We start from the raw sequence: 22,408 nt of genomic DNA, 5'->3' as shown, positions 1-22,408 counted from the left end.
TTTTCCCCAATAAAAAACAAAAATATTATTCTGCGAAACAGATATTTAATATCCCATCTAACTCATCAAGCGAGTGATATTGAATAACCAGTTTACCCTTGCCTTGTTTATTATGATCAATTTTCACATCTGCACTAAAACGCTCTGCCAAACGCTGAGTCAATTGTTGAATATCTGGCGCAACTTCCGCTTTTGGTTTTTCTTGTTTTGGCGTATTTAAATCACGCACCAATTGTTCGGTTTGGCGTACAGATAAACTTTTTTCAATCACATGCTCTGCAACTTTAAGCTGGTCTTTGGCTTTTAAAGTCAAAATTGCACGGGCATGCCCCATATCCAGCAGACCTTGCTGCATGAAGTCTTTTACCGATTCAGCCAGAGTCAACAAACGCAATAAATTGCTGACTGTGGTACGAGCCTTGCCCACGGTATCGGCAATTTCCTGATGACTTAAACCAAATTCTTCATGGAAACGTTGCAATGCCATGGCCTGGTCAATCGGGTTCAAATCTTGACGCTGAATGTTTTCAATCAATGCCAGCGCAATCGCCACCTGATCGTTCAAGTCACGAACAATTGCCGGAACTTCAGTTAAACCCGCCAGTTGGGCTGCGCGCCAACGGCGTTCACCGGCAATAATTTCATAGGGATATTTTTCATCATCGATCGGACGAATCACAATCGGCTGCATCACCCCATGCTTTTCAATCGATGCTGCAAGTTCTTGAAGATCCTGTTCATGAATAAAACGGCGCGGTTGATATTCACCGCGTTTTAATAAATGAACATCTATCTGTTTGAGCTGACCATGATCTAAAGCTTGAGCTTCCATTTGTAATTTTTCTTTCTGGATTGACCCAAGCAAGGCATCCAAACCACGACCCTTAGCTAGTCCGCGTTTTTTTGTGGTCATGCGTTACTTCCTTTTTTTACTTTGCTTTTCTTTAACATTTCAGCAGCCAGATTTAAATAGGCAACCGCACCCTTCGAGCTTTTTTCAAAATAGATAATCGGCAAACCATGCGCAGGTGCTTCAGCCAAACGTACATTACGCGGAATGACCGTTTCATAGAGTTTTTTACCAAAATATTGTTCCAGTTCTTCAGAAACATCACGGGTTAACGCATTACGCGCATCATACATGGTGCGTAACACACCCACGATTTGAAGATCCGGGTTCAAGGCTTGCTGAATACGGTCAATCGTCTGGGTTAAATCAGCCAAACCTTCCAGAGCATAATATTCACATTGCATCGGAATAAGCACACCTTGCACCGCTGCCAAGGCATTCACCGTAATCAAACTCAAGCTAGGTGCACAATCTACAATAATATAATCAAAAGAAGATTCAATTTCTTGCAATGCTTCACGTAAAATATATTCGCGACCATCCTGTTCGGCAATCGCAAGTTCCACACCCGCCAAATCGCGGTTAGCCCCAAGAACTTTATAACCCACTTCTGCTTTGGTAATGGCGGTTTCAATAGGCACTTCACCCAATAACACATCAGTGACCGAATACAAAAGATCATTTTTCTGGATACCAGACCCCATCGTGGCATTGCCTTGTGAATCCATATCCACAAGTAAAACGCGCTTTTTCAAAACAGCTAACGATGCTGCCAAATTTACTGCGGTTGTGGTTTTACCTACGCCACCTTTTTGGTTCGCAATCGCAATAATTTGTGCCATGGTGACCCCAATCCTTAGAAAAAATTAAATATGTTTCAATAAAAGCAAGTGACGTTGTTCATCTAAACGCGGAACTTTAAGTTCAATAATCTCACAACTGAATTGATCTTTTAAAGCATCCACTTCATCTTCAGGAATTAAACCTTTCATCGATGCAATAATACTTTGCGCATGCATAAATGGTTTAGAAGCAGTGACAAAATCGGTTAAAGAGGCAAATGCCCGGCTGGTGATCACATCAAACTGGCCCAGTTCCTGAATGCTTTCTTCATTTTCAACACGTGTTTGTACCGCAACCACATTTTTTAGTTTTAAATCGGCAATAAACTGTTTCAGGAAACGAATTTTCTTGCCATTTGAATCGAGCAATACACACTGACGCTCAGGCTGACATAATGCAATGATCATGCCTGGCATACCTCCACCAGTCCCAATATCAAGCAGGCGACCTTGAGGTAAATCTTTCAAAATACTCAAGCTATCCAGCAAATGCTTGACCAGCATTTCTTTTGGATCACGAATCGCTGTCAAATTATATGCTTTATTCCACAGTACCAAAGCATCCTGGTATTTGAGTAATAAATTTAAAGCCTCATCGCTAAGCTCCAAACCCAAAGCCTGACTACCCTGCTTAAGTTCTTTAAAAAACTGATGCATATACAAATAACGTCTCGAAAAGTTAATGGAAGTATACCGATTTATACAACAAGTCACAGTAGCTTATGCTTAGTGAATATGCACTTAGTCGTACAAGCCCTGCTTAATTTGTTGATCCAGTACATTTAATCGTTCAGGAGTGCCAACATCTACCCAAACACCCTGCATTTTGGATGCAGAAATTTGTTGCTCAAGCATAGCTTGCTTTAACAAAGGGGCCAGTGGTCGCTTGCCGTTTTCCAGGCCTGCAAACATATTGGGATGAATCACTGCAACGCCGCTATAAGTCAGTGCTTCACCTTGCTGGTCTTGATCAAAAGTATAACCACGACCATTGGCCAAGATAAAGTCACCCTGCGGATGTTGAGCCGGATTATCGACCAAAACCAGATGAGCGAGGTCATTTTCCAGTTTCACATCCAGTAAACTTGAAAAATCCATGGTGGTCCAGACATCACCATTGACCAGAATAAAAGGATCTTCGCCCAAAAGCGGTAAGGCATTAATAATGCCACCCGCGGTTTCCAGACCTTCACCTTCATGTGACCATAAGATATTGACACCAAATTGAGAGCCATCTCCCAGTGCCTGTACAAGCTTTTCGCCTAGCCAGGCTGTATTGATGACGATATCCGTCACGCCAATCTTCTGCAATTTTTCAATATGCCAGACAATCAGTGGTTTCCCACTCACTTCCAGCAAAGGTTTTGGCGTATGCAGAGTCAGTGGACGCATGCGGTTACCCAGACCCGCAGCAAGAATCATGGCTTTCATTTATGCAGCAACCTCATAACGACCGTATTTGGCTTCAAATTTCGGCATTACCTTAGCCTGAATAAACTGCATAAACGGTTGTAGTTCTGCATAAGGGTTGCTTTCTTCCAGTAAATACCACATCACGCGCGGTAAATCTTTGAGATAACCCGATTTGCCATCACGCTCAAACAGGCGTACAAAAATGCCTAAAATTTTAATATGGCGTTGAATGGCCATCATGTCGGCATCTTTTTTAAACTGTTCAAAATCACGATCCTGTTTAGCTGATTCAGGCAACAGGTCATAGAAGGTTTTGAACCAGATATAAACACGGTCTGCATTCCACTGCACATAAGCATCACGGGTAATTGAAATCAGGTCATAGGTATCGGCACCAATCACGGCATCCTGAAAATCAATCACACCCAGATCAGTTTCGCCTTCAATTTTCATCAGGTTACGACTATGAAAATCGCGATGTACAATGACTTGTGGCTGTGCCAGTGCAGCGTTAGCTAAAATAGCAAAACTGCGTTTAATTAAAGCACTTTCCTCGGCTGTCGGTTGAATGTGCAATGAAGGCAACATCCAGTCAGTCAGCAGCTCCATTTCAGAAATCAGTTTTTCATAGGAATAATTCGGAAAATGATTTGTTCCATCAATTGCTTGTAATTGAATCAATTGTTTAAAACTTTGCGCATAATAAGCATCTACAGTTTGCTCATTCAGCAAGGTAGAGAGCAAAACATCGCCAAAATCTTCCAGCAATAAGAAGCCTAGTTCCAGGTCTTTAGCAACAATATGCGGTACACGCACACCATTCTTATCAAAAAATTCATCGATCGTCACAAAAGGCCCACAATCTTCTTTTTCTGGTGGTGCATCCATAAGCATAAATGTTTTATTATTCAATTTGATTCGTGCATAACGACGGAAGCTTGCATCGCCTGCCAAAAAATGAGTTTCAAATTGATCTGAACCAAGTACAGATGTAATCCATGTTTGTATCAATTGTTCACGTTGTGTATTCATTTGCGATAAATTCTAATACAGGCTGAGTTTTTAAAGTGCTAAGTGTAGCCACTTATCAACTTTTTCTCTATGATGCGAGGATAATTAATTGCGATTAAGCATACTTGGTTAATGAACAAATGAAGCATCAGTTTAAATTTAATCCTTTAGCGACTGCCATCTTTACCCTTTTATGCGGCAGCTCGATCTCAAGCTATGCTGAATCTACACCAGCTTCGACTGTCGACAACCAAAAAATGAAAGACAGCATTCAGGAATCATATCCTGGACAACAATTTTTTGAACAATATTATGTAGACAAATCCTCTCCTGAAGCCCAGCAACGCCAAGGACAACAATTAAGTTCTGCGTATTGTCAAGGCGCCTGGATTACCCCGATTAGTCCGGAAACCAAGCCTGCAGACCCGGAAAACACAACATCGACCGTAACAGCCGATTATGGTCATTATGATCCAAATGGTGATTCGGTATTGGAAGGCAATGTACTGATTGATCAGCAAGGTCGTCAAATTCGTGCCGATAAAATCACCATTGATCAAACCCAAACTTATGCCAATGCCCAAGGTCGTGTACAAATGGCACAGGGCGGTTTACTCGCACAGAGTGACCAGATCAATTACAACTTAAAAACCCAGCAAGGTGACCTGAATAACAGCTTCTACATTTCTGAAGAGCAGCATGCGCATGGCCATGCGGAAAAAATTGCCCGCACCTCGGAAAATGTGGTGGTGATGAACAATGCAACCTATAGCACATGTCCACCAGATGAAACGCCGACCTGGAAAATCCAGGCCAATAAAATTACTTTAAATAAAGAAACCGGACGTGGTGAAACACGTGGTACCAAACTTTATGTAAAAGATGTTCCTGTGTTAGCAGTACCCTACTTCAACTTTCCAATTGATGACCGCCGCACCACAGGTATTTTAACCCCAAGTTTCGGCTTTTCTAATGATGGCGGTGTAGAGCTTGCAGTTCCGGTTTATTTAAACCTGGCACCGAATTACGATGCAACCATCACCCCACGATATATTGCCGATCGTGGTGCCATGCTTGAAGGTGAATTCCGCTATTTAACGGAAAATTTTGGCTCGGGTATGCTTTGGGGCGGTTATTTAGCTTCCGATAGTGAATATAACGACCAAGACCGTAAAGATTTACATTTTCTACATAACTGGCAAATCAACGACCAGTTTTCTACCAATCTCGAATATAACTATGCATCAGATAAAGATTATTTCTCTGATTTAAATAACAATCCCAACTCCAAGACTGACTTAAACTTACGTCGTGCCTGGGAACTGAATTATAAAGATGGCATTCCAGGATTAAAGGCACAGCTCAAGGTGGAAGATTTCCAGACACTGGACAAGACTGTTCCATCTGAAGACCGTCCTTATGCTCGTCTACCACAGTTTTTATTGAATTATAAAAATGGCAATCCACTAGGCTTGCAATATGAATTCAATAATGACACCGCTTACTTCAAAAAAGACATCACCGATTTTAATAGTACAACTACAGAGCCAAGCGGCACACGTATTTACAATGATTTTGCAGTCCGTTACAACTACCGTAACCCATGGTCATTTGTCATTCCGGAAATATCACTGCGTAATATCAATACTTTCTATGATCAAAACACGATTGCAGCTCAAAACATTAGCTCATCGGATGAAACAAAGTCTGTCACTATACCGCAATTTACTTTAGATACAGGCTTAACCTTTGAAAAAGAAGGTAAATATCTACAAACAATTACCCCTCGCGCTTTTTATGCCTATTCTCCGTATAAAAACCAGGATACTTATCCAAACTTTGACTCTACCACCGCCTCTATCAATTATGACCAGTTGTTCAGCCCACGCCGTTTCTATGGTCATGACCGACTTGAAGACAACAATTTCTTATCTTTAGGTCTAAGTTATAGCCTGTTTGATGAAATTGGTCTGGAACGTTTAAAAACCAGTGTAGGCCAAAGTTTTTACTTTGAAGACCGTCGTGTCAGTCTAAATAATGAATCTGACCAGTTTGATACAGAACGTCATACCGGACCAGTCTTAAGCGTTTCTAGCCAACTATCACAAAATTTCACTATTGGCGCAAATTCAGCCTGGATGTCAAATGGTGACAATGCTCAGCGTGACTTGCAACTGTATTATACCGGCAATCAAGGCAACCTTTATAACCTAGGCTATTTCTATCGCAAAGATATTCCAAACCGACAAAAGCAATATGACCAAGTGGTTGCATCTTTCATTCAACCTGTAGCAAATAACTGGCGGATTTTAGGTCATGCCCAATATGATCTGGACAATAATGTCGCTCGCGAGTATTTATTAGGTGTAAATTATGAGTCATGTTGCTGGGGCATTTCGGTTTATGGACGTTCTTACTACAATGACCTAGATGATGTAAATGCAGATGGCGTAAATGCAAAACGCGCTATTATGGCTGAAGTCAGTCTCAAAGGTTTAGGTGGTTTCAACAAAAAGCTTTCATCATTACTAGAAAACCGTATTCTAGGTTTTAATAAAATTAATCAATCTTGGACACAACGTTAATGAAGACAATACAGTTAAAACATTTCTTTAAAGCGACTGCTCTTGCTTTAGCTTTATCTTCATCAATGACTACATTTGCGCAACCCTCAGATGAAGTGGTAGCTCTGGTAGATAATAGTGTCATCTTAAAAAGTGATTTAGAACAAGGTATCGCCGAACTCAAACATCAGCTTGAAGCGCAAAAAAAACAGCTCCCGCCTGAACAGTATTTACAGCAACAGGCACTTGACCAACTTATTATTCGTCAAGCACAACTCGAGCAAGTTAAACGCTACAATATCAAACCGAATGAAAAAGAACTGAATGAAGCTGTGCTTAAGGTCGCAGGCCAGTCTGGTAGCAAGAGTTTAGAAGCATTCCAGCAAAAGCTGGATGGTATTGCTCCGGGAACTTATGAATCTTTGCGTCATCGTATTGCAGAAGATTTAGCAATTAACCGCCTGCGTCAACAGGTGGTGATGTCACGCATTAAAATTAGCGATCAGGATGTAGAAAATTTCTTAAAGACTCCGCAAGGTCAAGCCGCTTTAGGCAATCAGGTTCACGTATTGCATGTCCGCATTTCTGGCGACAACAACATAGAAAAAGTGGCCAAACAAGTTCAAGCTGCTCTCAAACAGAGTAATGATATTCAGGCTCTTGATAAAAAATTCACTGCAAATAGCGTAAAAGTTGAAAGTGCCGATATGGGCTTTCGTAATCTATCCGACATCCCAGGCGAACTGGCTGCACGTGTAAGTCCGCTACAAGTTGGACAGACCACAGACCTGATTCCGGTTCGTGATGGTATCCATGTATTAAAACTGGTTGATCGTAAAGGTGCCGATCAAAAAGCGATTGTGCCTCAATATCAGGCACGCCACATTTTAATTCAGCCTTCTGAAGTGGTAAGTCCGGAAAATGCCAAACAGCAAATTGACAGTATCTATAACCGCTTAAAAGCAGGTGAAGATTTTGCCGTATTGGCCTCTACTTTTTCCAATGATCCGGGTTCTGCACGTGATGGTGGTAGTTTAGGCTGGGTGAGCCCGGGTGTGATGGTGCCTGAATTCGACGCTCAAATGAAGAATACCCCTGTAGGTCAAATCAGTGCACCTTTCCAGACTCAATTTGGTTGGCACATTCTTCAGGTGACTGACACACGCCAACAAGATATGACGCATGAATATCAGCAACGTATGGCCCGTCAGATTCTAGGCGAACGTCAATTTGATGCTGAACTGGATAGCTGGCTACGTGAAATTCGCAGCAATGCCTTTGTAGAAATTAAAGATCCTAGTCTTGACCGTAAGAAAAATAAATAATTTCAAACTGTTTAAATTAGCCCGAAGCCAGTTGTGTGAACAGCTGGCTTTTTTATTTCCTGTGATATAGAAACCCACATTTATCTCTATTTAAAATAACAGCACATAATTTTAAAAACCCATCAAATGCCTATTCATTTTATTTTCTATTTTTTTACACAAAAAAAAGCCTCTCACAAGGAGAGGCTTTCTAAAAATTAACAATTAACGGTTATTTTCGTCGTCTTGAGAATCTTCAAATTTTGTTTCGCCTTCAAAGCCTGGGTTTGATTGACCACCGAAGCCACCTTGAGCACCGAAGCCACCTTGACCACCAAAGCCACCAGTTTGACCACCGAAGCCACCTTGACCACCAAAGCCACCAGTTTGACTGCCGAAGCCACCTTGACCGCCGAAGCCACCTTGACCGCCGAAGCCACCTTGACCGCCGAAGCCACCTTGACCGCCGAAGCCACCTTGAGGCTGACCACCACCGAAGCCACCAGCGCCTTGTGCACCAGCAGGAGCACCAGCAGGACGTGGGTTACGTGCAGGAACAACTGTAGAAATGGCATGTTTGTAAACCATTTGACTTACAGTATTTTTCAACAAAACTACATATTGGTCAAATGATTCAATATGACCTTGTAATTTAATACCATTCACAAGGAAGATAGAAACAGGAATACGTTCCTTACGGAGAGAATTTAAGAACGGATCTTGTAAAGTTTGACCTTTAGACATGTTATAACTCCAAAAAATTTAAAATCAGCGCAAAAAACTATCTTTATTTCTCAATAAAAATTATAAAAAAGATAGTTACTAAATTTTGCTTTATCCGTAACACTTTCGCAAGTCTTCTTGAGCCTGCGTGACCGTCAAATATGTTTTAAATTTATGCGATTCTTGCAAAGATCTTAACCAGGTATATTGACGTTTAGCCAGTTGTCGTGTTGCAAACAAAGACTTATCCTCCATTTCTCGTCGTTTTTCGTTACTTCTGTCACTTTTTTGTATAAATTCTAAAGCTTGCCGATAACCAACTGAGCGCATGGATGGTAAATTATCATTTAAATCGTATTTTTCAATCAGTCTTTCCACCTCATGTAAAAATCCGATATCCCACATAGTTTTTAGGCGTTGTTCGATACGCTTATGTAATTCTACACGATCAGGCAATAAAGCATGATTATGAAATGTGTAGCGGTATGGTACATTTTTTGGTTGTTCAGCTTGTAGTTTTGTAATTGGCTGTCCAGTCAGCTTAAATACTTCCAAGGCGCGAATTATGCGTTGTTTATCACTAATTTTAAATTTCTGACCCGCTAGAACATCAACCTCACATAATTCCTGGTAAACAGCTTCCCAGCCTTCACGTTCTGCCTTAGCCTCAATTTCAGCGCGTAGTGCATAATCTGCACTGGGCAAATTACTCGACAATCCTTCTAATAAAGCCTTGAAATACAGCATGGTACCTCCGACTAAAATCGGGGTTTTACCGCGTGCATGGATAGCATCAATCAACCCACAGGCATCTTCTACAAACTGGGCAGCCGAATACACTTCCAAGGGTGAAATGATGTCGATCAGATGATGCGGATAGCGCGCCTGTTCTTCTTTAGTCGGTTTGGCAGTACCAATGTCCATATCTTGATAAACCAGCGCAGAATCGACAGAGATCAGCTCAAAATGACCTTGCTCATAAAGTTCACATGCCAAAGCGGTTTTACCACTTGCAGTTGGTCCCATTAAATTGATGACCGGCAATTGATTTGACATGTACAACTACTCTCCTCGAGCAAAAAGTTTATCTAATTGTGAAAGTGGAAATGCACGCCAGGTCGGACGTCCATGATTACACTGACTGGCAAATTCAGTTTGTTCCATTTGACGCAGCAAAGCGTTCATTTCCGAAAGACTTAAGATGCGATGGGCACGCACTGCGCCATGACAGGCCATGCCTGCTAAAATCTGGTCACGCTTTTGCAGCAATCCCTGTGCTTCGTCATTGGGATCGAGATCATTAAGCAACTCAGGAACTAAAGCTGCAAAATCAGCCTTGTGCAAAATAGCGGGTACTCCGCGTACAATCACCTGCTCATCACCATACTGGTCAATTTCCAGACCCAAGCGTGCCAACTGACTTTTTAAATCATCTACCCGCATCGCCTGCATACGGCTGATGCTGATCACTTTAGGAATCAGCAATTGCTGTGAGGTCCAGAATTCGGGTTTATCCCATGCGGTTTTCATTTGCTGCAAGACAATGCGTTCATGCGCGGCATGCATATCGACAATAATCAAGCCTTCAGTGTTCTGTGCCAAAATATAAATGCCATGTAACTGTGCAATGGCTATACCGAGAGGATGCTCATCAACATAAGTTGATTGTTGTCGTTCTGCATTACTTAGGCTATTCGTTATGGAAGATTGAACATCCACTCCTTCCCGTAACGGTGCCAGATAGCTTTGCAAGGCATTATTTAGCTGCTGTGAGCCGTTATAGCGACCTTGTGACTGCGATGAAGCATAGTGTACCGTTTGCGGACTGCTGGAATTAAAATCACTGAGCAAATCCGTGGAAATTTGTGCTTCTGGTTGTGGTGTATAGGCATCTATCGCTTTATGCAGTTGAAACTGCTCCTGATAACGCGGCTGAGGTTGTAGCGAAGCAATCTGATCTGTTTCATCCCTTTTCATTGCCGAAGCCAGTTCAGCTGTGGCGGTTTGAAATTGGGACAGTTTTTCTTTAGCAAAATGACGTACAAACTCGTGTACTTCGCGCTGATTTAAAAACCGGATTTCGTGTTTGGTGGGATGTACATTGACATCAATATTTTCAGGATCCACCTCTAAAAACAGCAAATAAGCAGCATGCTGATGACCATGCAGAATGCCATCATAAGCCATACGCAAGGCATGCGAGATAGTTTTATCTTTAACAATCCGTCCATTCACATACACATATTGCAAATCTGCCTGCCCACGCGCATCTGAAGGATGTCCTAACCAGCCAGATAAACGCATATCAATACTGTCGGCATCGATCCAGTAAGCATTCTCGGTAAATTGTCGGCCCAATAATTGCTGCACCCGCTGGAAGCGCAGTTCACCACTATCTGCAACCGGCAAATTCAAACGAATAGTGTTGTTATGTTCTAAAACAAAACGGATATCAAAATGGGTGAGTGCCAGTCGGCGAACGATTTCTTCAATATGCCCAAATTCAGTGCCCTGTTTTTTTAAGAACTTGCGACGTGCCGGTACATTAAAAAACAGGTCCTGTACCCGAATATGAGTGCCTTTTTGTGTAGCAACCGCTTGAATTTCCTGATGATCAAAAGCCGTACCATTGACTTCAACCTGATAGCCTACTCCTTCATCGTTTTGGCTACTGCAGAGGGTTAAGCGCGAAACTGCGGCAATAGAGGCCAAGGCTTCACCACGAAAGCCCAAGCTGACAATGGCATGCAAATCATCTGCCGTTTGAATTTTACTGGTGGCATGACGCATTACTGCCAGCGCCAGGTCTTCAGGATGAATACCACGGCCATTGTCGATAATTTCAATTAAGGTGCTGCCACCTTGTTCAACCCGAATAATAAGCTCCGTCGCACCCGCATCAATCGAGTTTTCCAGTAATTCTTTGACTACAGAGGCAGGACGTTCAATCACCTCACCCGCAGCAATCTGGTTCGCCAGTGCAGGATTAAGGGTATGAATACGACGCAAGCTTATTACATCATCATGCATTGTTAAATTGACTCGCTAAGGCTTGGTTTAATGCTGCTGATGAGAAACTTAAACTCGCAGTACGCGTCAGTTCATCTTCAGACTTTTCAATATTGACAATCAGGTCAGGTTGAGGAATTTCATCGCCACCTTTGGATGGCCATTCAAATAAAAACAGCGCATTCGGGGTTTCTAAATAGTCGCGAATACCCATCAGTTCAAGTTCATAAGGATCATTCAAGCGGTATAAATCGAAATGAAAGATGTCTTTTCCATTGATATTATAGGGTTCAACCAAAGTGTAAGTAGGGCTTTTGACCGCTCCCTGATGACCCAAACTTTGCAAGAAATAGCGGGTAAGCGTAGTCTTGCCTGCACCTAAATCACCAATTAAGTAAATCACGCCCGTGCTAAAATGCTGCGCCAAAACCTGTGCTAAATTTTGGGTATCGTCTTCATTGTTTAAGGCCAGTTTAAATGAATACAGCATATTTCTCACGACAAGATTCAAAAGAACAATTATGATAGCATCGCACCGCTTTATTGCCCATGCTCACACTTCTAAATGTGTAACTTTTCCCGCATTTGATTGCAAATATCCCTGTATAAATACCATTGATTGATAGCCTCGACCCTGACATGACCCGCACTGAATTTATTCCACCCATGATTGATGGCGTAAGCGCAAGCAAAGTCTTTCTTCCTAAAATTACCCCAGCACCGAACTGTGTCTTTCAATATCTATGTCAGCAGTTTCCACATATTGCCAAGGATGAATGGCTACAACGTTTTGCCGACGGTTTAATCTATGATGCCGCGGGCAATGGCTTAACAGCACATGCGCCTTATACCGAAAATAGTCATGTGTTTTATTACCGTTTTTTAGCTCATGAAATTCATGTTCCTTTTGAACATGAAGTTTTATTTGAAAATGAACACTTGCTGGTGATCGACAAACCGCATTTTTTAACCATCAGCCCCACCGGACAATATGTGCAAGAAACGCTGCTGGTACGTTTAAAAAAACAGACCAGCAATGAATTTTTAACTCCGATTCATCGGCTAGACCGCGAAACAGCCGGTGTGGTTTTATTCTCTAAGCAAGCCTGTACACGTGCAATTTATCAGGAGATGTTTGCCAGACGTGAGGTGAAAAAGACTTATCATGCCATTGCGCCTTTTCATACCAACTTAACATTTCCTTGCTATACACGTTATCGCATGGAAAAAGGACAGCCGTTCTACACCATGCAAGTGGTTGAAGGAACAATAAATAGTGAAACAGAGATTAATTTAATCGAGCATGATGCAGCATGGGCTAAATATGAGCTTAGACCCACCACCGGAAAGCAGCACCAATTGCGTGTGCACTTAAACAGTTTGGGCATTGCCATCAAAAATGACCCCTTTTATCCGACCGTACAACACAAAAGGGAAGATGATTTTTCTGCGCCGCTACAACTGTTAGCCAAGCATATTGCTTTTGTTGATCCTCTTTCCCAGCAGGAGATGGCTTTTTCATCTCACTTTGATCTGACATTGTAATATGCTTGTCATTACAAATTATTTTGGTAAATCTGGTGTATGAATATTGAAATTACATTCAATTTGATTAAAATAAATGCTGAAAAGTTAAGTAATTAGACGTATTTAAAAAATCATGAGAAAAACCGAAGTTTATCAAATACGACTTGATTCCCAAGAAAAAAAACATGCTTTTGCGGTGTTTAAACAATTGGGCATTACGCCAGCACAAGCAGTACGACTATTTTTTAAACAAGTCGTATTAACAAAATCCATTCCATTTTCTATTGAAAATCAAAACATTAACCTTGATCAACTGAATAAAATCCGCAAATTAAAGCAACAGCAAACGGAATTGAATTTGCCCGTTGATCAAGCCATGCAGATGGATCAGGAATTTGACCTGGATGATGATCATCTCGATCTTTTTGAAGAGCTGAATGCCATTCTGGGTGAAAGTGACAAAACTTAACAGTGTCGCATTTACAAACAAAATTTAGAAAAAATCTTATATAAACTTAGGTATGCTTCATGCGAAGACAATAAAAAAGCATGGAGTATCGCATGATCGTAAGACGCGCAACTTTAGAAGATTTACATCCCCTTGCTGTTTTATTCGATGAATATCGCCAATTTTATGGTGCTTCTTCCAATCTGGATTTATCTTATCAATACTTAAAACAACGTTTTGAAAATCAGGAAAGTATTATTTTTATTCACGTGAAAGATGATGTCTTTACCGGTTTTATTTTACTGTATTTGGGTTTTTCTTCAGTATCATGTTCTATTTATTATATTCTGGATGATGTTTACGTCACCCCAACTTATCGTCGTCAGGGTTCCGCTAAACAACTGATTGATACTGCTATTTTATTTGCCCGTCATGAAAATGCAATTCGCATTAGCCTGGAAACACAAAAAACCAATTATAAATCACACCAGCTGTATGAAAAAATGGGTTTTGTCAAAGATACTGAATTTCAGATCTATCACTGTTTCCTCAAATAACGATTAAACCGTCATTCGTGTCTTGGCTAGTTCCACCTGTACGGCGCTGAGATAGATCCACTGTCCTTCTTCCAAATCAGTTAATTCCAAAGCACCAATTTGTTGACGATGTAATTGCTCAACTTTATTGCCTACCGCCGCCAGCATTCGTTTCACCTGATGATAAACACCTTGATGAACGGTGAACTGCAATTGATTTTCTGCAAGTTGCACAAGCTCCGTTGCAGCAAAAATACCTGATTCGTTGCGTAATTCTACGCCCTGCTCTAATTGCTGAATTTGCTCTGCTGTCACAGGATCAGCGGTCTGCATGCGGTATACTTTCGCCACATGTTTTTTCGGATGGGTTAAAGCCTGTAGAAACTGACCATCATCGGTGAGTAATAACAGTCCGCTGGTATCCTGATCCAGACGTCCTACACATTGCAAGCCTCGATTCATCAATATATCGTCAAACAAATCGAATACGCTAAAATGATGGGTCGCCTGATGTGAACACTCATAACCTTGCGGCTTATTTAAGGCGATATAAACCTTTTCCCGATAATCAAAAGTTTCGCCATAGACGGAAAAACTGAGCCCATTTAAACCCAGTTGCTGCTTTGGATTGGTGATGACTTCATCCTGAATGGTAATAGCGCCATTCTTGATGAGCTGCTGGCAATGTTTACGCGAACCAAAACCCTGCGATTGCAACATCTTTTCCAACAACATAGACCCAACCTTTTACTATCACGGAATGCGCATTCTATACTGAAATGATGACTATTTTTATAGTTCCTGCCTTTTCAGTCATATCTAACGTAAAAACCTTATACAATAGACATGATTGATCACTTTCTCCCTTTAAATAATGTCCCATTTAGATTTAAACCTGATCGTTCTGCTGGTTTTATTGGCCTGCGGTATCTTTAGCCATAATAGTGCCGTGACAATTGCTGCGGGCGTACTGATTGTTTTTCGTATTACTCCGCTGAGTGAATATTTTCCCTACTTGCAGCAACACGGCTTAAATATTGGCATCATTATTTTAACCATTGGTGTGCTCACGCCGATTGCCAGTGGCAAAATTCCGGGAGATACCATTTTAAAATCATTTATGAGCTGGAAATCATTACTTGCTATTGCGATTGGGGTTCTTGTGGCATGGCTGGGTGGTCGTGGTGTAAAACTAATGACCAATCAACCCGATGTGGTTGCAGGTTTACTCATCGGAACTGTTGCAGGTGTGGCTGTTTTGCGCGGTGTTCCGGTTGGCCCTTTAATTGCCGCAGGCATACTAACCCTGTTTATTGGACATTCTTAGATTCTCAAATCTTAAGCTTGCAAATCAGCCCTCATAGGTCTTCACCTCAAGAACTAGGCAGCTTTTCGAAATAAAATGCTGCTTAAAATCATGCCGATTGAAGACAGTGTGGCCATGAGAATTCCCACCCAAAACCACCCACCTGTCGCCAGTACAATTGAGGCAATTAAAGGCGGCAACAGGAATTGCGAGGTGGCAGAAAATTGCAACACCAGCCCGATCGTGGTGCTAATAGCCATCGGCTTGGCAGAAAAATTTAACACTTGGGAAAACACGACCGCTGCCACCAAACCGCCAAATAATGAAAAGCTCAAAACCAATATAAATTGCAGAATAAAGGGCAAGAATTCGCGTAACAGATAAAAACTCAGAGCACAAACCATTAAAGTGACAAAACCGGTTTGGACTAAAGTTTGAGGCCGAAAACCACGCTGTAATAGTAAGCCACACACAAAGGTGCCAACAGCATTGGCAATCGTCACAATAGCCGTTAAGGTACCTGCCAGGGCTAAAGAAATTTGATATTGCTGATAAATACTGGGTAAAAAACCGACCAAACCAAACCATTGCCCAGCATATACACCAAAAATAATGGCCAGAATCCACGCAGGAGGATGTTTTAAAGTCAATTGAATTAAATCGAAAATCGCAACTGACTGGGTATGAGTTTGCGCTGTGGGAATAATCACGTAAATCACACAGGCCAAGGCAAGTGATAATAAGCCAAAACAAATCCAGACCCCTTGCCAACCTATGCTATTCAGCAAAAATGGGGTACACAGCAAGCTTATTCCCATCCCGCCGCCCATATAGGCGCTCCACAGCCCCATCTTGGCTTGCAACTGCTCGACGGGAACCAGTTGGCGGATAAAAGCAGGACCACTTAAGGTAATCAGTAAAAATCCGAACCCCTCGATCACACGCAGTGCCAGCAACCCTGAGAACGTTTGGACAAAACCACCGCCAAAACTGGCGATAGCAAGTAAACTCAATCCAAATAAGACACAGCATTTTAAGCCAATTTTAGCGGTATAACTGCCCAACACGAGTGCCATGCACATACCCGCAACTTGCACCAGCGACAATAAAAATCCGGCTTGAACCAAACTGATGCCTAACTCGGCTTGGAGTACAGGAACCGTAGGTGGCAACTTCCCGACATGCATGGCAGCGACAAATCCTGCTGCAATAATCCATAAATCTTTGCTCAGCCAATGCGCGGAACTCATAACCTTCTCCTTTAGCGATTCCAGCGCTAGACTAGCAAGAATAAAAACGGCTATTTATCTTTGATTTAGATCAGCTTAGAGCTGAGAACAATCAATCTTCACTAGCATCAGGGCATGATAAAATTTCATCCGCAGCTTTTAACTTGTGCAAAATTCAGCACGCCCTTTTTAAGCAGAATAATATTGATTACGCTTTTGTGAGAATTTAGCCAATTGTTTCAGGAATCCTTCAAAATAGCTTTTTTCTTGTTCTTCAGTTCGATAACCCGCATACAAGGTACGGCGCAAACCGGCAGAAGATACACAATCTAAACGGCGCGAAGTCACCCAGCCTTTTTGCTCATATTCATTGACTACCCAGTCGGGAAGTGCCGCAATCCCCCGTCCACTTGCCACCAGTTGAATTAACATTTGAGTTAAATCGGTAGTCCGTACCTGCTTAGGTTGAATATTTGCAGGAATAAACAGTTTCGCCATAATATCTAAACGGTGCTTGTCTACCGGATAAGTAATCAGGGTTTCCTCAGCCAATTCTTGCACGGTAATGCGTTCTGCACGTACCAGCGGATGGGTATTAGATAACACCAAACGTGATTCATATTCAAAAATCGGGAAATATTCGATGCCCTTTAAGGCAATAGGATCTGCGGTAATCAACAGGTCAAATTCTGCATTTTGCAGCAGTTCATGCGGATTGGCTTCAAAACCCGAAGCAAAATCCAGGTCTACATCCGGATATAAATGACGATATTGATTGAGTAATGGCATCAACCAGTCAAAACAGCTATGACATTCTGAAGAAAAAATAATTCGCCCGGTTTGTCCATGTACAATGCGGGTAATGTCGGTTTGGGTAATCTGAATTTGCGGCAATACATCATCTGCCAATTTCAGTAAACGCTGCCCCACACTCGAAAAAGTGACTGGACGGCTACGTCGATTCACTACCTCTACCCCATACCAATGATCCAGTTCTTTCAACTGATGGGAAATGGCAGATGGCGTTAAACACAGGTCATTGGCTGCAGCCACCAATGAACCATGCTCACGCAAGGCAGTTAAAGTTTTTAAGTGACGAATTTCTAGCATGAGCGAAGACCAGCAAAGCACTGCTTTGCCTGAGCGCAAGACGAGAAGCTATGCTTCGAGTGGCGAGGACCAGGCAAAACTATAAAAACAACCTTCGCAACTTACAGCTATGCTGGAAGTGCGAAGGACAATAAAGAAAGCACTGCTTTGCCTGAGCGCAAGACGAGAAGCTATGCTTCGAGTGGCGAGGATCAAGCAAAACTATGAAAACAACCTTCGCAAGACTTACAGCTATGCTAGAAGTGCGAAGGACAATAAAGAAAATAAGCTTTGCCTGAGCGCAAGACGAGAAGCTATGCTTCGAGTGGCAAGGACCAGGCAAAACTTAAAATAAATGAAAACCATGAATTTGACTGTATTTTTTCTATTTATCTGAAAACAATAATCAAATTCGACAACTCATAAATGAATATAATTCACTATACCATAAATTTAATTAGTCTGTTTCATGTTTGGTTTTATTCGATGATGTTTTCAACGAAAGCGATCTCCCTGTAGGAAAAAATTATGACAATTACTTCTCACATTCTTGGCTATCCACGTATTGGGACAAAATGTGAACTTAAATTTGCTCAGGAAAGTTACTGGAAAGGCAAAACCACACCAGCGGATTTTTTGGCTAAAGTACAAGCAGTTGAAGCGTCAAATTGGCAGTCTCAAATCGGAAACTGATCTACCTTTAATCGCTGTGGGTGAATTTTTATGGTCGTATTGTGACGCATGCGGTAGGTTTAAAAATATACTTGTGAATGTTGTTCAGATGATGCTGACATTAGTGTATATAAAAGCTCTTTAAAATTCGTAGATGGACGGAAACTAAAACGGCGCCGGCAACTTTGGTTAAAATGGTCAAAGAAGTGCCTAAAGAACTGGAAGCTGAAGCAGCATAATCTATAGAAAGGAACCATAGATTTTCAAAAAAAAGAGTAAAGTAAAGATAGCTCCTTTATAAAGGCTATTTTTTTATCATCAAATTCATGATGAACTAGCTAAAGTTATAATATTGTCCAGTACTAAAGTCATACAGACTGATGGTCGAGCCTGAAATGGTGATTTCGTAATAACTTGAGTTACCATAATGATAACCTTCGTATTTTTTTATGCCTTTCTTTTTTAAACTGATAAATTCGCTATGACCATAATCGTAGAGGTTAAATTCCCGACCGGTGTTGCGTCCCTCAAAAACCGCTGATCGCTGGTAATCATACAGTTTTGCTTCTTGTGCATTTACATTACCGCTGATTTGAGGGTATGCACTTTCATTATAATCATAAATATTCGATTTATGATTGCCAAATTCCAGCTTGGCCACCACTAAGGCAAGCGCTGCTCTTTGATACTGTTTCATATATTTTCCTTTGAGTTTTTATTATTTTAAGTCAGTGAAAAAATCATCCTGTTTTTTTCACTTTTCAAACTGATCCAGATTATTGTTATTCAGAAACAACATAACAAATTATTTTTCCGGCTCAAAGTGATAATTGTTATGAGACTTTACATTCGCCCATATTCTTGCTCGTGCTCGCAGCAACATAGACATTCAAATCCGTCATGGACACAGCCATTCAGTAAGGAATTATTAGAAATAATCTATCCTTAACCACAGGCTTGATCAGCAATTTCATGGAAGTGTTTAAGCATTATTAGCGATACTCTTAATCGGGTAATTTTTTCCCACAATGTGGACAATACGCATATTGCTCGCGCTCTTGCTTCAATGCATCTTCTCGTTGTTCACGTAGTAATTGGAAAATAATATCGCGGGTTTGATCGGAAGTGAGTCCTACCTCTTTACGGATTGTTTCTATTTTCTCGTGATCACTCAATAAATCAATTTCAGAACTCTGCAATAACTCCCTAAATTTTAACTCCAGGTTCTGCTTACGCTGTTCCAGTTCATGCGTCAGACCGGTTGCCAAAATACCTGCAGGTAAAGCTGCCAGCCCGACACCTAAAATGGTAATTAATGCACCCAAAAACCGCCCTAAAGGCGTGATAGGCGTAACATCACCATAACCCACAGTAGTCAAGGTCACCACCGCCCACCACATTGAGGCAGGAATTGAAGTAAATACCTCTGGCTGAGCTTGGCTCTCCACCACATAAATACTGGCTGCAGCCATCATAATCATAATGCTTAAAATAAAAATGACTGCCTGAAAAGAGCCTTTTTCTCGTTCAATCACGCGTAATAGAATTTGCAAAGAAACAAAATAGCGGGTCAATTTTAATAATCTTATGAGCCGTAAAATTCTCAGGAAGCGTAAATCAATAGGTACCCAGAAATTGATATAAGCCGGTAATATGGCCAGTAAATCAATGAGTGCTGCCCCACTTTTCAGCCAATGCAGGCGATTGTTCCATGCACTGTGAAATGGATTGTCTTCAGCAATTGACCAAAAGCGGAGCAAATATTCAATCGAAAAAATCAGGATCGAGAAGTATTCAAAAAAATCGAAAAACACTGAATAGGATTGGTAAATGTCATTTACCGACTCCAATAGCACTGCTGCCGCATTACCAATAATCAGTAAAATTAAAAAATAGTTAATCGCACGACTAAATTTTGTTTCGTAGTCTTCATTATGTAAATTGTTATAAACGAATTTTCTTAGCGTGTACCACGTGGTAAAGACCATAGCCGTGCATATTATAATTTAAAGGCTGTAGTTTAACCCAAGTTTGCAAAGTTGTAATGAGTGACAAATCATAGTGTATTTGTCACTCACTAATTTAGCATTACTTTAATTTATCCAAAAAATTATTCAACAAAAAGTAGCGCCAAGCGTACCTGGTCATAGCCCATACGCGGACTGGTCGCCTCAACAATCGGACGCAGCTTAATCACACCATCCTCACTAAAATGTTCAGGACTTTGTCGTTTCATTAAACGCTTATAGATTTTACGTACCTGTTCCACCACCTCATCGCCCGGATGAGCCACCGAAATATCCAGACCTTGCTCTTTATGCAGTTTGGCCAAATGATTGATAATGGTCGCTGGTGTTAACCCACGCTCTACGGCAATATCCTGAATTTCATAGCCTTCTTCAAACAGTTCCCGGGTTTCATCCAGTGTGGCAGTGGCATAATTGGTTTTACCGCCACTCTTGGCAATTTTCTTTTCATTGCGCTGAATTTCGGTTTCATTCAGGGTACCGCCACAATGACGGATAAAGGCCTTATGCTGCGGACTTAAATCGATCAGCGCAAAGTGATTTTCCGCCTCTTCTGACAATTCCTGAAAACGGCGATCAGCCTTAATAGACAAACTATCCAGCTCCAAGGCCTGTTCATTCATCCCGAGCAACTTTAATCCCGCTAAAGCTTTTAAACGGGATAATGCCACATAGCCCTGACCTTTCTCAAAGGTATGCGCCAGGTTGATTTCAGCTGCTTCCAGCGTCATGCCTTGTGACTTATGAATGGTAATGGCCCACGCCAGGCGTAACGGAATTTGCTGAAAGCTGGCAATGGTTTTTCCGGCATCGTTATCGACCGACCAGGTTTCAGGCTCAACCACCAGTACCGTACCATCGGTCAATTTTACTTTTGGCAAAATGCCGTGTTCATCATCTTCTTCAAAGCCAATCACCTCACCCAAACTGCCGTTGATATAGCCCATATCAAAGTTGTTTTTCACAAACATCACTTTGGCATTTTTCTTTAGAGTCAGATTTTCAGGCGCACGAACTGAAGATTTCAAAGTTTCAATCAGCTTGTCATTACCATCACACACCGCATCAAATTGACGCCCATCTGCATCAATGGCATTCAGATGCTTAAAGTTGATGCTATCCACATCCATATTGTGGGTATATAGACGGGTAAAGGTTTCACCAATATCCTGATGCCGGGTCTGTTCCAAAGCCTGAAGATGCTCAGCGCTAATGCTCTGGCTACGAATAGCATTCAAGATGTCATTTAAATAGTCATTGCCCTGACGGTGTTGCTCGGTCAGATAACAGACCCGAAATTTTGCCTCAACCCAGGCATCCGACATAAAGCAGAATTTGTCACGGTTGCGTTCATCATTTTTACCTACCGGCGGTAACTGGAAAAAGTCACCTGCAACAATCACCTGAATCCCGCCAAAAGCTTCATCGCTTTCTTTGAAATATTTTAAAACCTGATTGACCAGATTGAGCTGCTTGGCATGCAGCATGGAAATTTCATCAATAATCAGTACCTGGGCATTTTCCAAATGCTCTTTTAGGTATTTGCGTTCCTTCATGTTTTTCAGGTCGGCATCTGCCAGAAAATCCTTGATGCCAATTCCGGCCCAGGTATGAATGGTCATGCCATTCATATGCGTTGCAGCAATGCCTGTGGATGCGGTAATGGCAACCGGTACTTTACGCGCTTTCAGATAATTGATGTACTGATTGAGTGTATAGGTTTTCCCTGCACCAGCCGAACCTGTTAAAAAGACATTTTCGCCTGCTTTTAAAAGCTTGAGTGCAGTTTCTTGTTTCATAAGACCTATAACCGTAAATTAACGGCTATAGCCTACCGATTTTTTCCCTAAAAGTTAAG

At 41.5% G+C, this 22,408-nt stretch carries 22 protein-coding genes; 7 read left to right on the top strand and 15 right to left on the bottom strand.

The window, feature by feature from the left end; translation table 11 throughout:
* Window positions 1-25: 25 nt before the first annotated feature.
* The 5 genes from B9T26_RS12225 to B9T26_RS12205 all read right to left on the bottom strand — a co-directional run bounded on the left by B9T26_RS12225 (window position 26) and on the right by B9T26_RS12205 (window position 4,137).
* Window positions 26-913, bottom strand: coding sequence for a ParB/RepB/Spo0J family partition protein (locus B9T26_RS12225; protein WP_086199961.1), 888 nt, complete (start codon window positions 911-913; stop codon window positions 26-28).
* On the bottom strand, window positions 910-1,692 hold the full coding sequence (locus B9T26_RS12220; protein WP_086199960.1) for a ParA family protein: 783 nt from the start codon (window positions 1,690-1,692) through the stop codon (window positions 910-912). Before B9T26_RS12220 ends, B9T26_RS12225 begins: the two co-directional genes overlap by 4 nt.
* 24 nt (window positions 1,693-1,716) lie before the next feature.
* The gene (gene rsmG, locus B9T26_RS12215; protein WP_086199959.1) at window positions 1,717-2,349 is read right to left on the bottom strand and encodes a 16S rRNA (guanine(527)-N(7))-methyltransferase RsmG; all 633 of its coding nucleotides are present in this window, start codon (window positions 2,347-2,349) and stop codon (window positions 1,717-1,719) included.
* Between the two features lie 84 nt (window positions 2,350-2,433).
* Window positions 2,434-3,123: an N-acetylmuramate alpha-1-phosphate uridylyltransferase MurU gene (gene murU, locus B9T26_RS12210; RefSeq protein ID WP_086199958.1), complete on the bottom strand. Its 690-nt coding sequence runs from the start codon at window positions 3,121-3,123 to the stop codon at window positions 2,434-2,436.
* Entirely contained in the window at window positions 3,124-4,137 is a 1,014-nt protein-coding gene (locus B9T26_RS12205; protein ID WP_086199957.1) for an aminoglycoside phosphotransferase family protein, read from the bottom strand.
* Between the two features lie 119 nt (window positions 4,138-4,256).
* On the opposite strand from B9T26_RS12205, the gene B9T26_RS12200 reads away from it, so the two are divergent.
* Together B9T26_RS12200 and B9T26_RS12195 are read left to right on the top strand one after the other, a co-directional pair.
* Window positions 4,257-6,701, top strand: coding sequence for an LPS-assembly protein LptD (locus B9T26_RS12200; protein ID WP_086199956.1), 2,445 nt, complete (start codon window positions 4,257-4,259; stop codon window positions 6,699-6,701).
* Window positions 6,701-8,005, top strand: coding sequence for a peptidylprolyl isomerase (locus B9T26_RS12195; protein WP_086199955.1), 1,305 nt, complete (start codon window positions 6,701-6,703; stop codon window positions 8,003-8,005). Before B9T26_RS12200 ends, B9T26_RS12195 begins: the two co-directional genes overlap by 1 nt.
* A 204-nt stretch (window positions 8,006-8,209) precedes the next feature.
* On the opposite strand, the gene hfq is transcribed toward B9T26_RS12195, so the two are convergent.
* The 4 genes from hfq to tsaE all read right to left on the bottom strand — a co-directional run bounded on the left by hfq (window position 8,210) and on the right by tsaE (window position 12,206).
* On the bottom strand, window positions 8,210-8,728 hold the full coding sequence (gene hfq / locus B9T26_RS12190) for an RNA chaperone Hfq (RefSeq protein WP_086199954.1): 519 nt from the start codon (window positions 8,726-8,728) through the stop codon (window positions 8,210-8,212).
* A gap of 90 nt (window positions 8,729-8,818) precedes the next feature.
* A complete protein-coding gene (gene miaA, locus B9T26_RS12185) occupies window positions 8,819-9,763 on the bottom strand; it encodes a tRNA (adenosine(37)-N6)-dimethylallyltransferase MiaA (RefSeq protein ID WP_086199953.1) in 945 nt (314 codons plus the stop codon).
* Window positions 9,764-9,769: 6 nt separating this feature from the next.
* A complete protein-coding gene (gene mutL, locus B9T26_RS12180; protein WP_086199952.1) occupies window positions 9,770-11,737 on the bottom strand; it encodes a DNA mismatch repair endonuclease MutL in 1,968 nt (655 codons plus the stop codon).
* Window positions 11,730-12,206: a tRNA (adenosine(37)-N6)-threonylcarbamoyltransferase complex ATPase subunit type 1 TsaE gene (gene tsaE / locus B9T26_RS12175; RefSeq protein ID WP_086199951.1), complete on the bottom strand. Its 477-nt coding sequence runs from the start codon at window positions 12,204-12,206 to the stop codon at window positions 11,730-11,732. Before tsaE ends, mutL begins: the two co-directional genes overlap by 8 nt.
* A gap of 149 nt (window positions 12,207-12,355) precedes the next feature.
* Here tsaE and B9T26_RS12170 point away from each other — a divergent pair, with 149 nt between their 5' ends.
* The 3 genes from B9T26_RS12170 to B9T26_RS12160 all read left to right on the top strand — a co-directional run bounded on the left by B9T26_RS12170 (window position 12,356) and on the right by B9T26_RS12160 (window position 14,248).
* Window positions 12,356-13,261, top strand: coding sequence for a pseudouridine synthase (locus B9T26_RS12170; protein WP_086199950.1), 906 nt, complete (start codon window positions 12,356-12,358; stop codon window positions 13,259-13,261).
* A 115-nt stretch (window positions 13,262-13,376) separates the two neighbouring features.
* Entirely contained in the window at window positions 13,377-13,712 is a 336-nt protein-coding gene (locus tag B9T26_RS12165; protein WP_086199949.1) for a type II toxin-antitoxin system RelB/DinJ family antitoxin, read from the top strand.
* A 92-nt stretch (window positions 13,713-13,804) separates the two neighbouring features.
* Window positions 13,805-14,248 carry a GNAT family N-acetyltransferase gene (locus tag B9T26_RS12160; RefSeq protein WP_086199948.1) on the top strand — a complete coding sequence of 148 codons (444 nt, stop codon included), beginning with the start codon at window positions 13,805-13,807 and terminating at the stop codon, window positions 14,246-14,248.
* A gap of 3 nt (window positions 14,249-14,251) precedes the next feature.
* On the opposite strand, the gene B9T26_RS12155 is transcribed toward B9T26_RS12160, so the two are convergent.
* Window positions 14,252-14,962, bottom strand: coding sequence for a pseudouridine synthase (locus tag B9T26_RS12155; RefSeq protein ID WP_086199947.1), 711 nt, complete (start codon window positions 14,960-14,962; stop codon window positions 14,252-14,254).
* A gap of 139 nt (window positions 14,963-15,101) precedes the next feature.
* Here B9T26_RS12155 and B9T26_RS12150 point away from each other — a divergent pair, with 139 nt between their 5' ends.
* Window positions 15,102-15,554 carry a DUF441 domain-containing protein gene (locus B9T26_RS12150; protein WP_086199946.1) on the top strand — a complete coding sequence of 151 codons (453 nt, stop codon included), beginning with the start codon at window positions 15,102-15,104 and terminating at the stop codon, window positions 15,552-15,554.
* A gap of 53 nt (window positions 15,555-15,607) precedes the next feature.
* Here the strand turns inward: B9T26_RS12150 and B9T26_RS12145 are convergent, their stop codons facing one another.
* Both B9T26_RS12145 and B9T26_RS12140 read right to left on the bottom strand, forming a co-directional pair.
* On the bottom strand, window positions 15,608-16,783 hold the full coding sequence (locus tag B9T26_RS12145) for a CynX/NimT family MFS transporter (RefSeq protein WP_086199945.1): 1,176 nt from the start codon (window positions 16,781-16,783) through the stop codon (window positions 15,608-15,610).
* 168 nt (window positions 16,784-16,951) lie between these two features.
* On the bottom strand, window positions 16,952-17,872 hold the full coding sequence (locus tag B9T26_RS12140) for a LysR family transcriptional regulator (protein WP_086199944.1): 921 nt from the start codon (window positions 17,870-17,872) through the stop codon (window positions 16,952-16,954).
* Window positions 17,873-18,379: 507 nt separating this feature from the next.
* Between B9T26_RS12140 and B9T26_RS15840 the strand changes: the two genes are divergently transcribed.
* On the top strand, window positions 18,380-18,544 hold the full coding sequence (locus B9T26_RS15840) for a hypothetical protein (protein WP_086199942.1): 165 nt from the start codon (window positions 18,380-18,382) through the stop codon (window positions 18,542-18,544).
* A gap of 313 nt (window positions 18,545-18,857) precedes the next feature.
* Here B9T26_RS15840 and B9T26_RS12125 read toward each other — a convergent pair whose 3' ends face one another.
* From B9T26_RS12125 to B9T26_RS12115, 3 genes are all read right to left on the bottom strand, one after another.
* Window positions 18,858-19,220 carry a hypothetical protein gene (locus B9T26_RS12125; protein WP_086199941.1) on the bottom strand — a complete coding sequence of 121 codons (363 nt, stop codon included), beginning with the start codon at window positions 19,218-19,220 and terminating at the stop codon, window positions 18,858-18,860.
* 307 nt (window positions 19,221-19,527) lie between these two features.
* Window positions 19,528-20,511 (bottom strand): ion transporter, encoded by a 984-nt coding sequence (locus tag B9T26_RS12120; RefSeq protein ID WP_086199940.1) that lies wholly within the window; start codon window positions 20,509-20,511, stop codon window positions 19,528-19,530.
* 122 nt (window positions 20,512-20,633) lie between these two features.
* Entirely contained in the window at window positions 20,634-22,349 is a 1,716-nt protein-coding gene (locus tag B9T26_RS12115) for an AAA family ATPase (protein WP_086199939.1), read from the bottom strand.
* Window positions 22,350-22,408 lie beyond the last annotated feature (59 nt).

Origin of the sequence: Acinetobacter sp. ANC 4169 (assembly GCF_002135355.1) — a bacterium.
GTDB lineage: Bacteria > Pseudomonadota > Gammaproteobacteria > Pseudomonadales > Moraxellaceae > Acinetobacter.
Note: the sequence above shows the minus strand (reverse complement) of the source record. Positions and strands in the feature narration are given on the sequence as shown.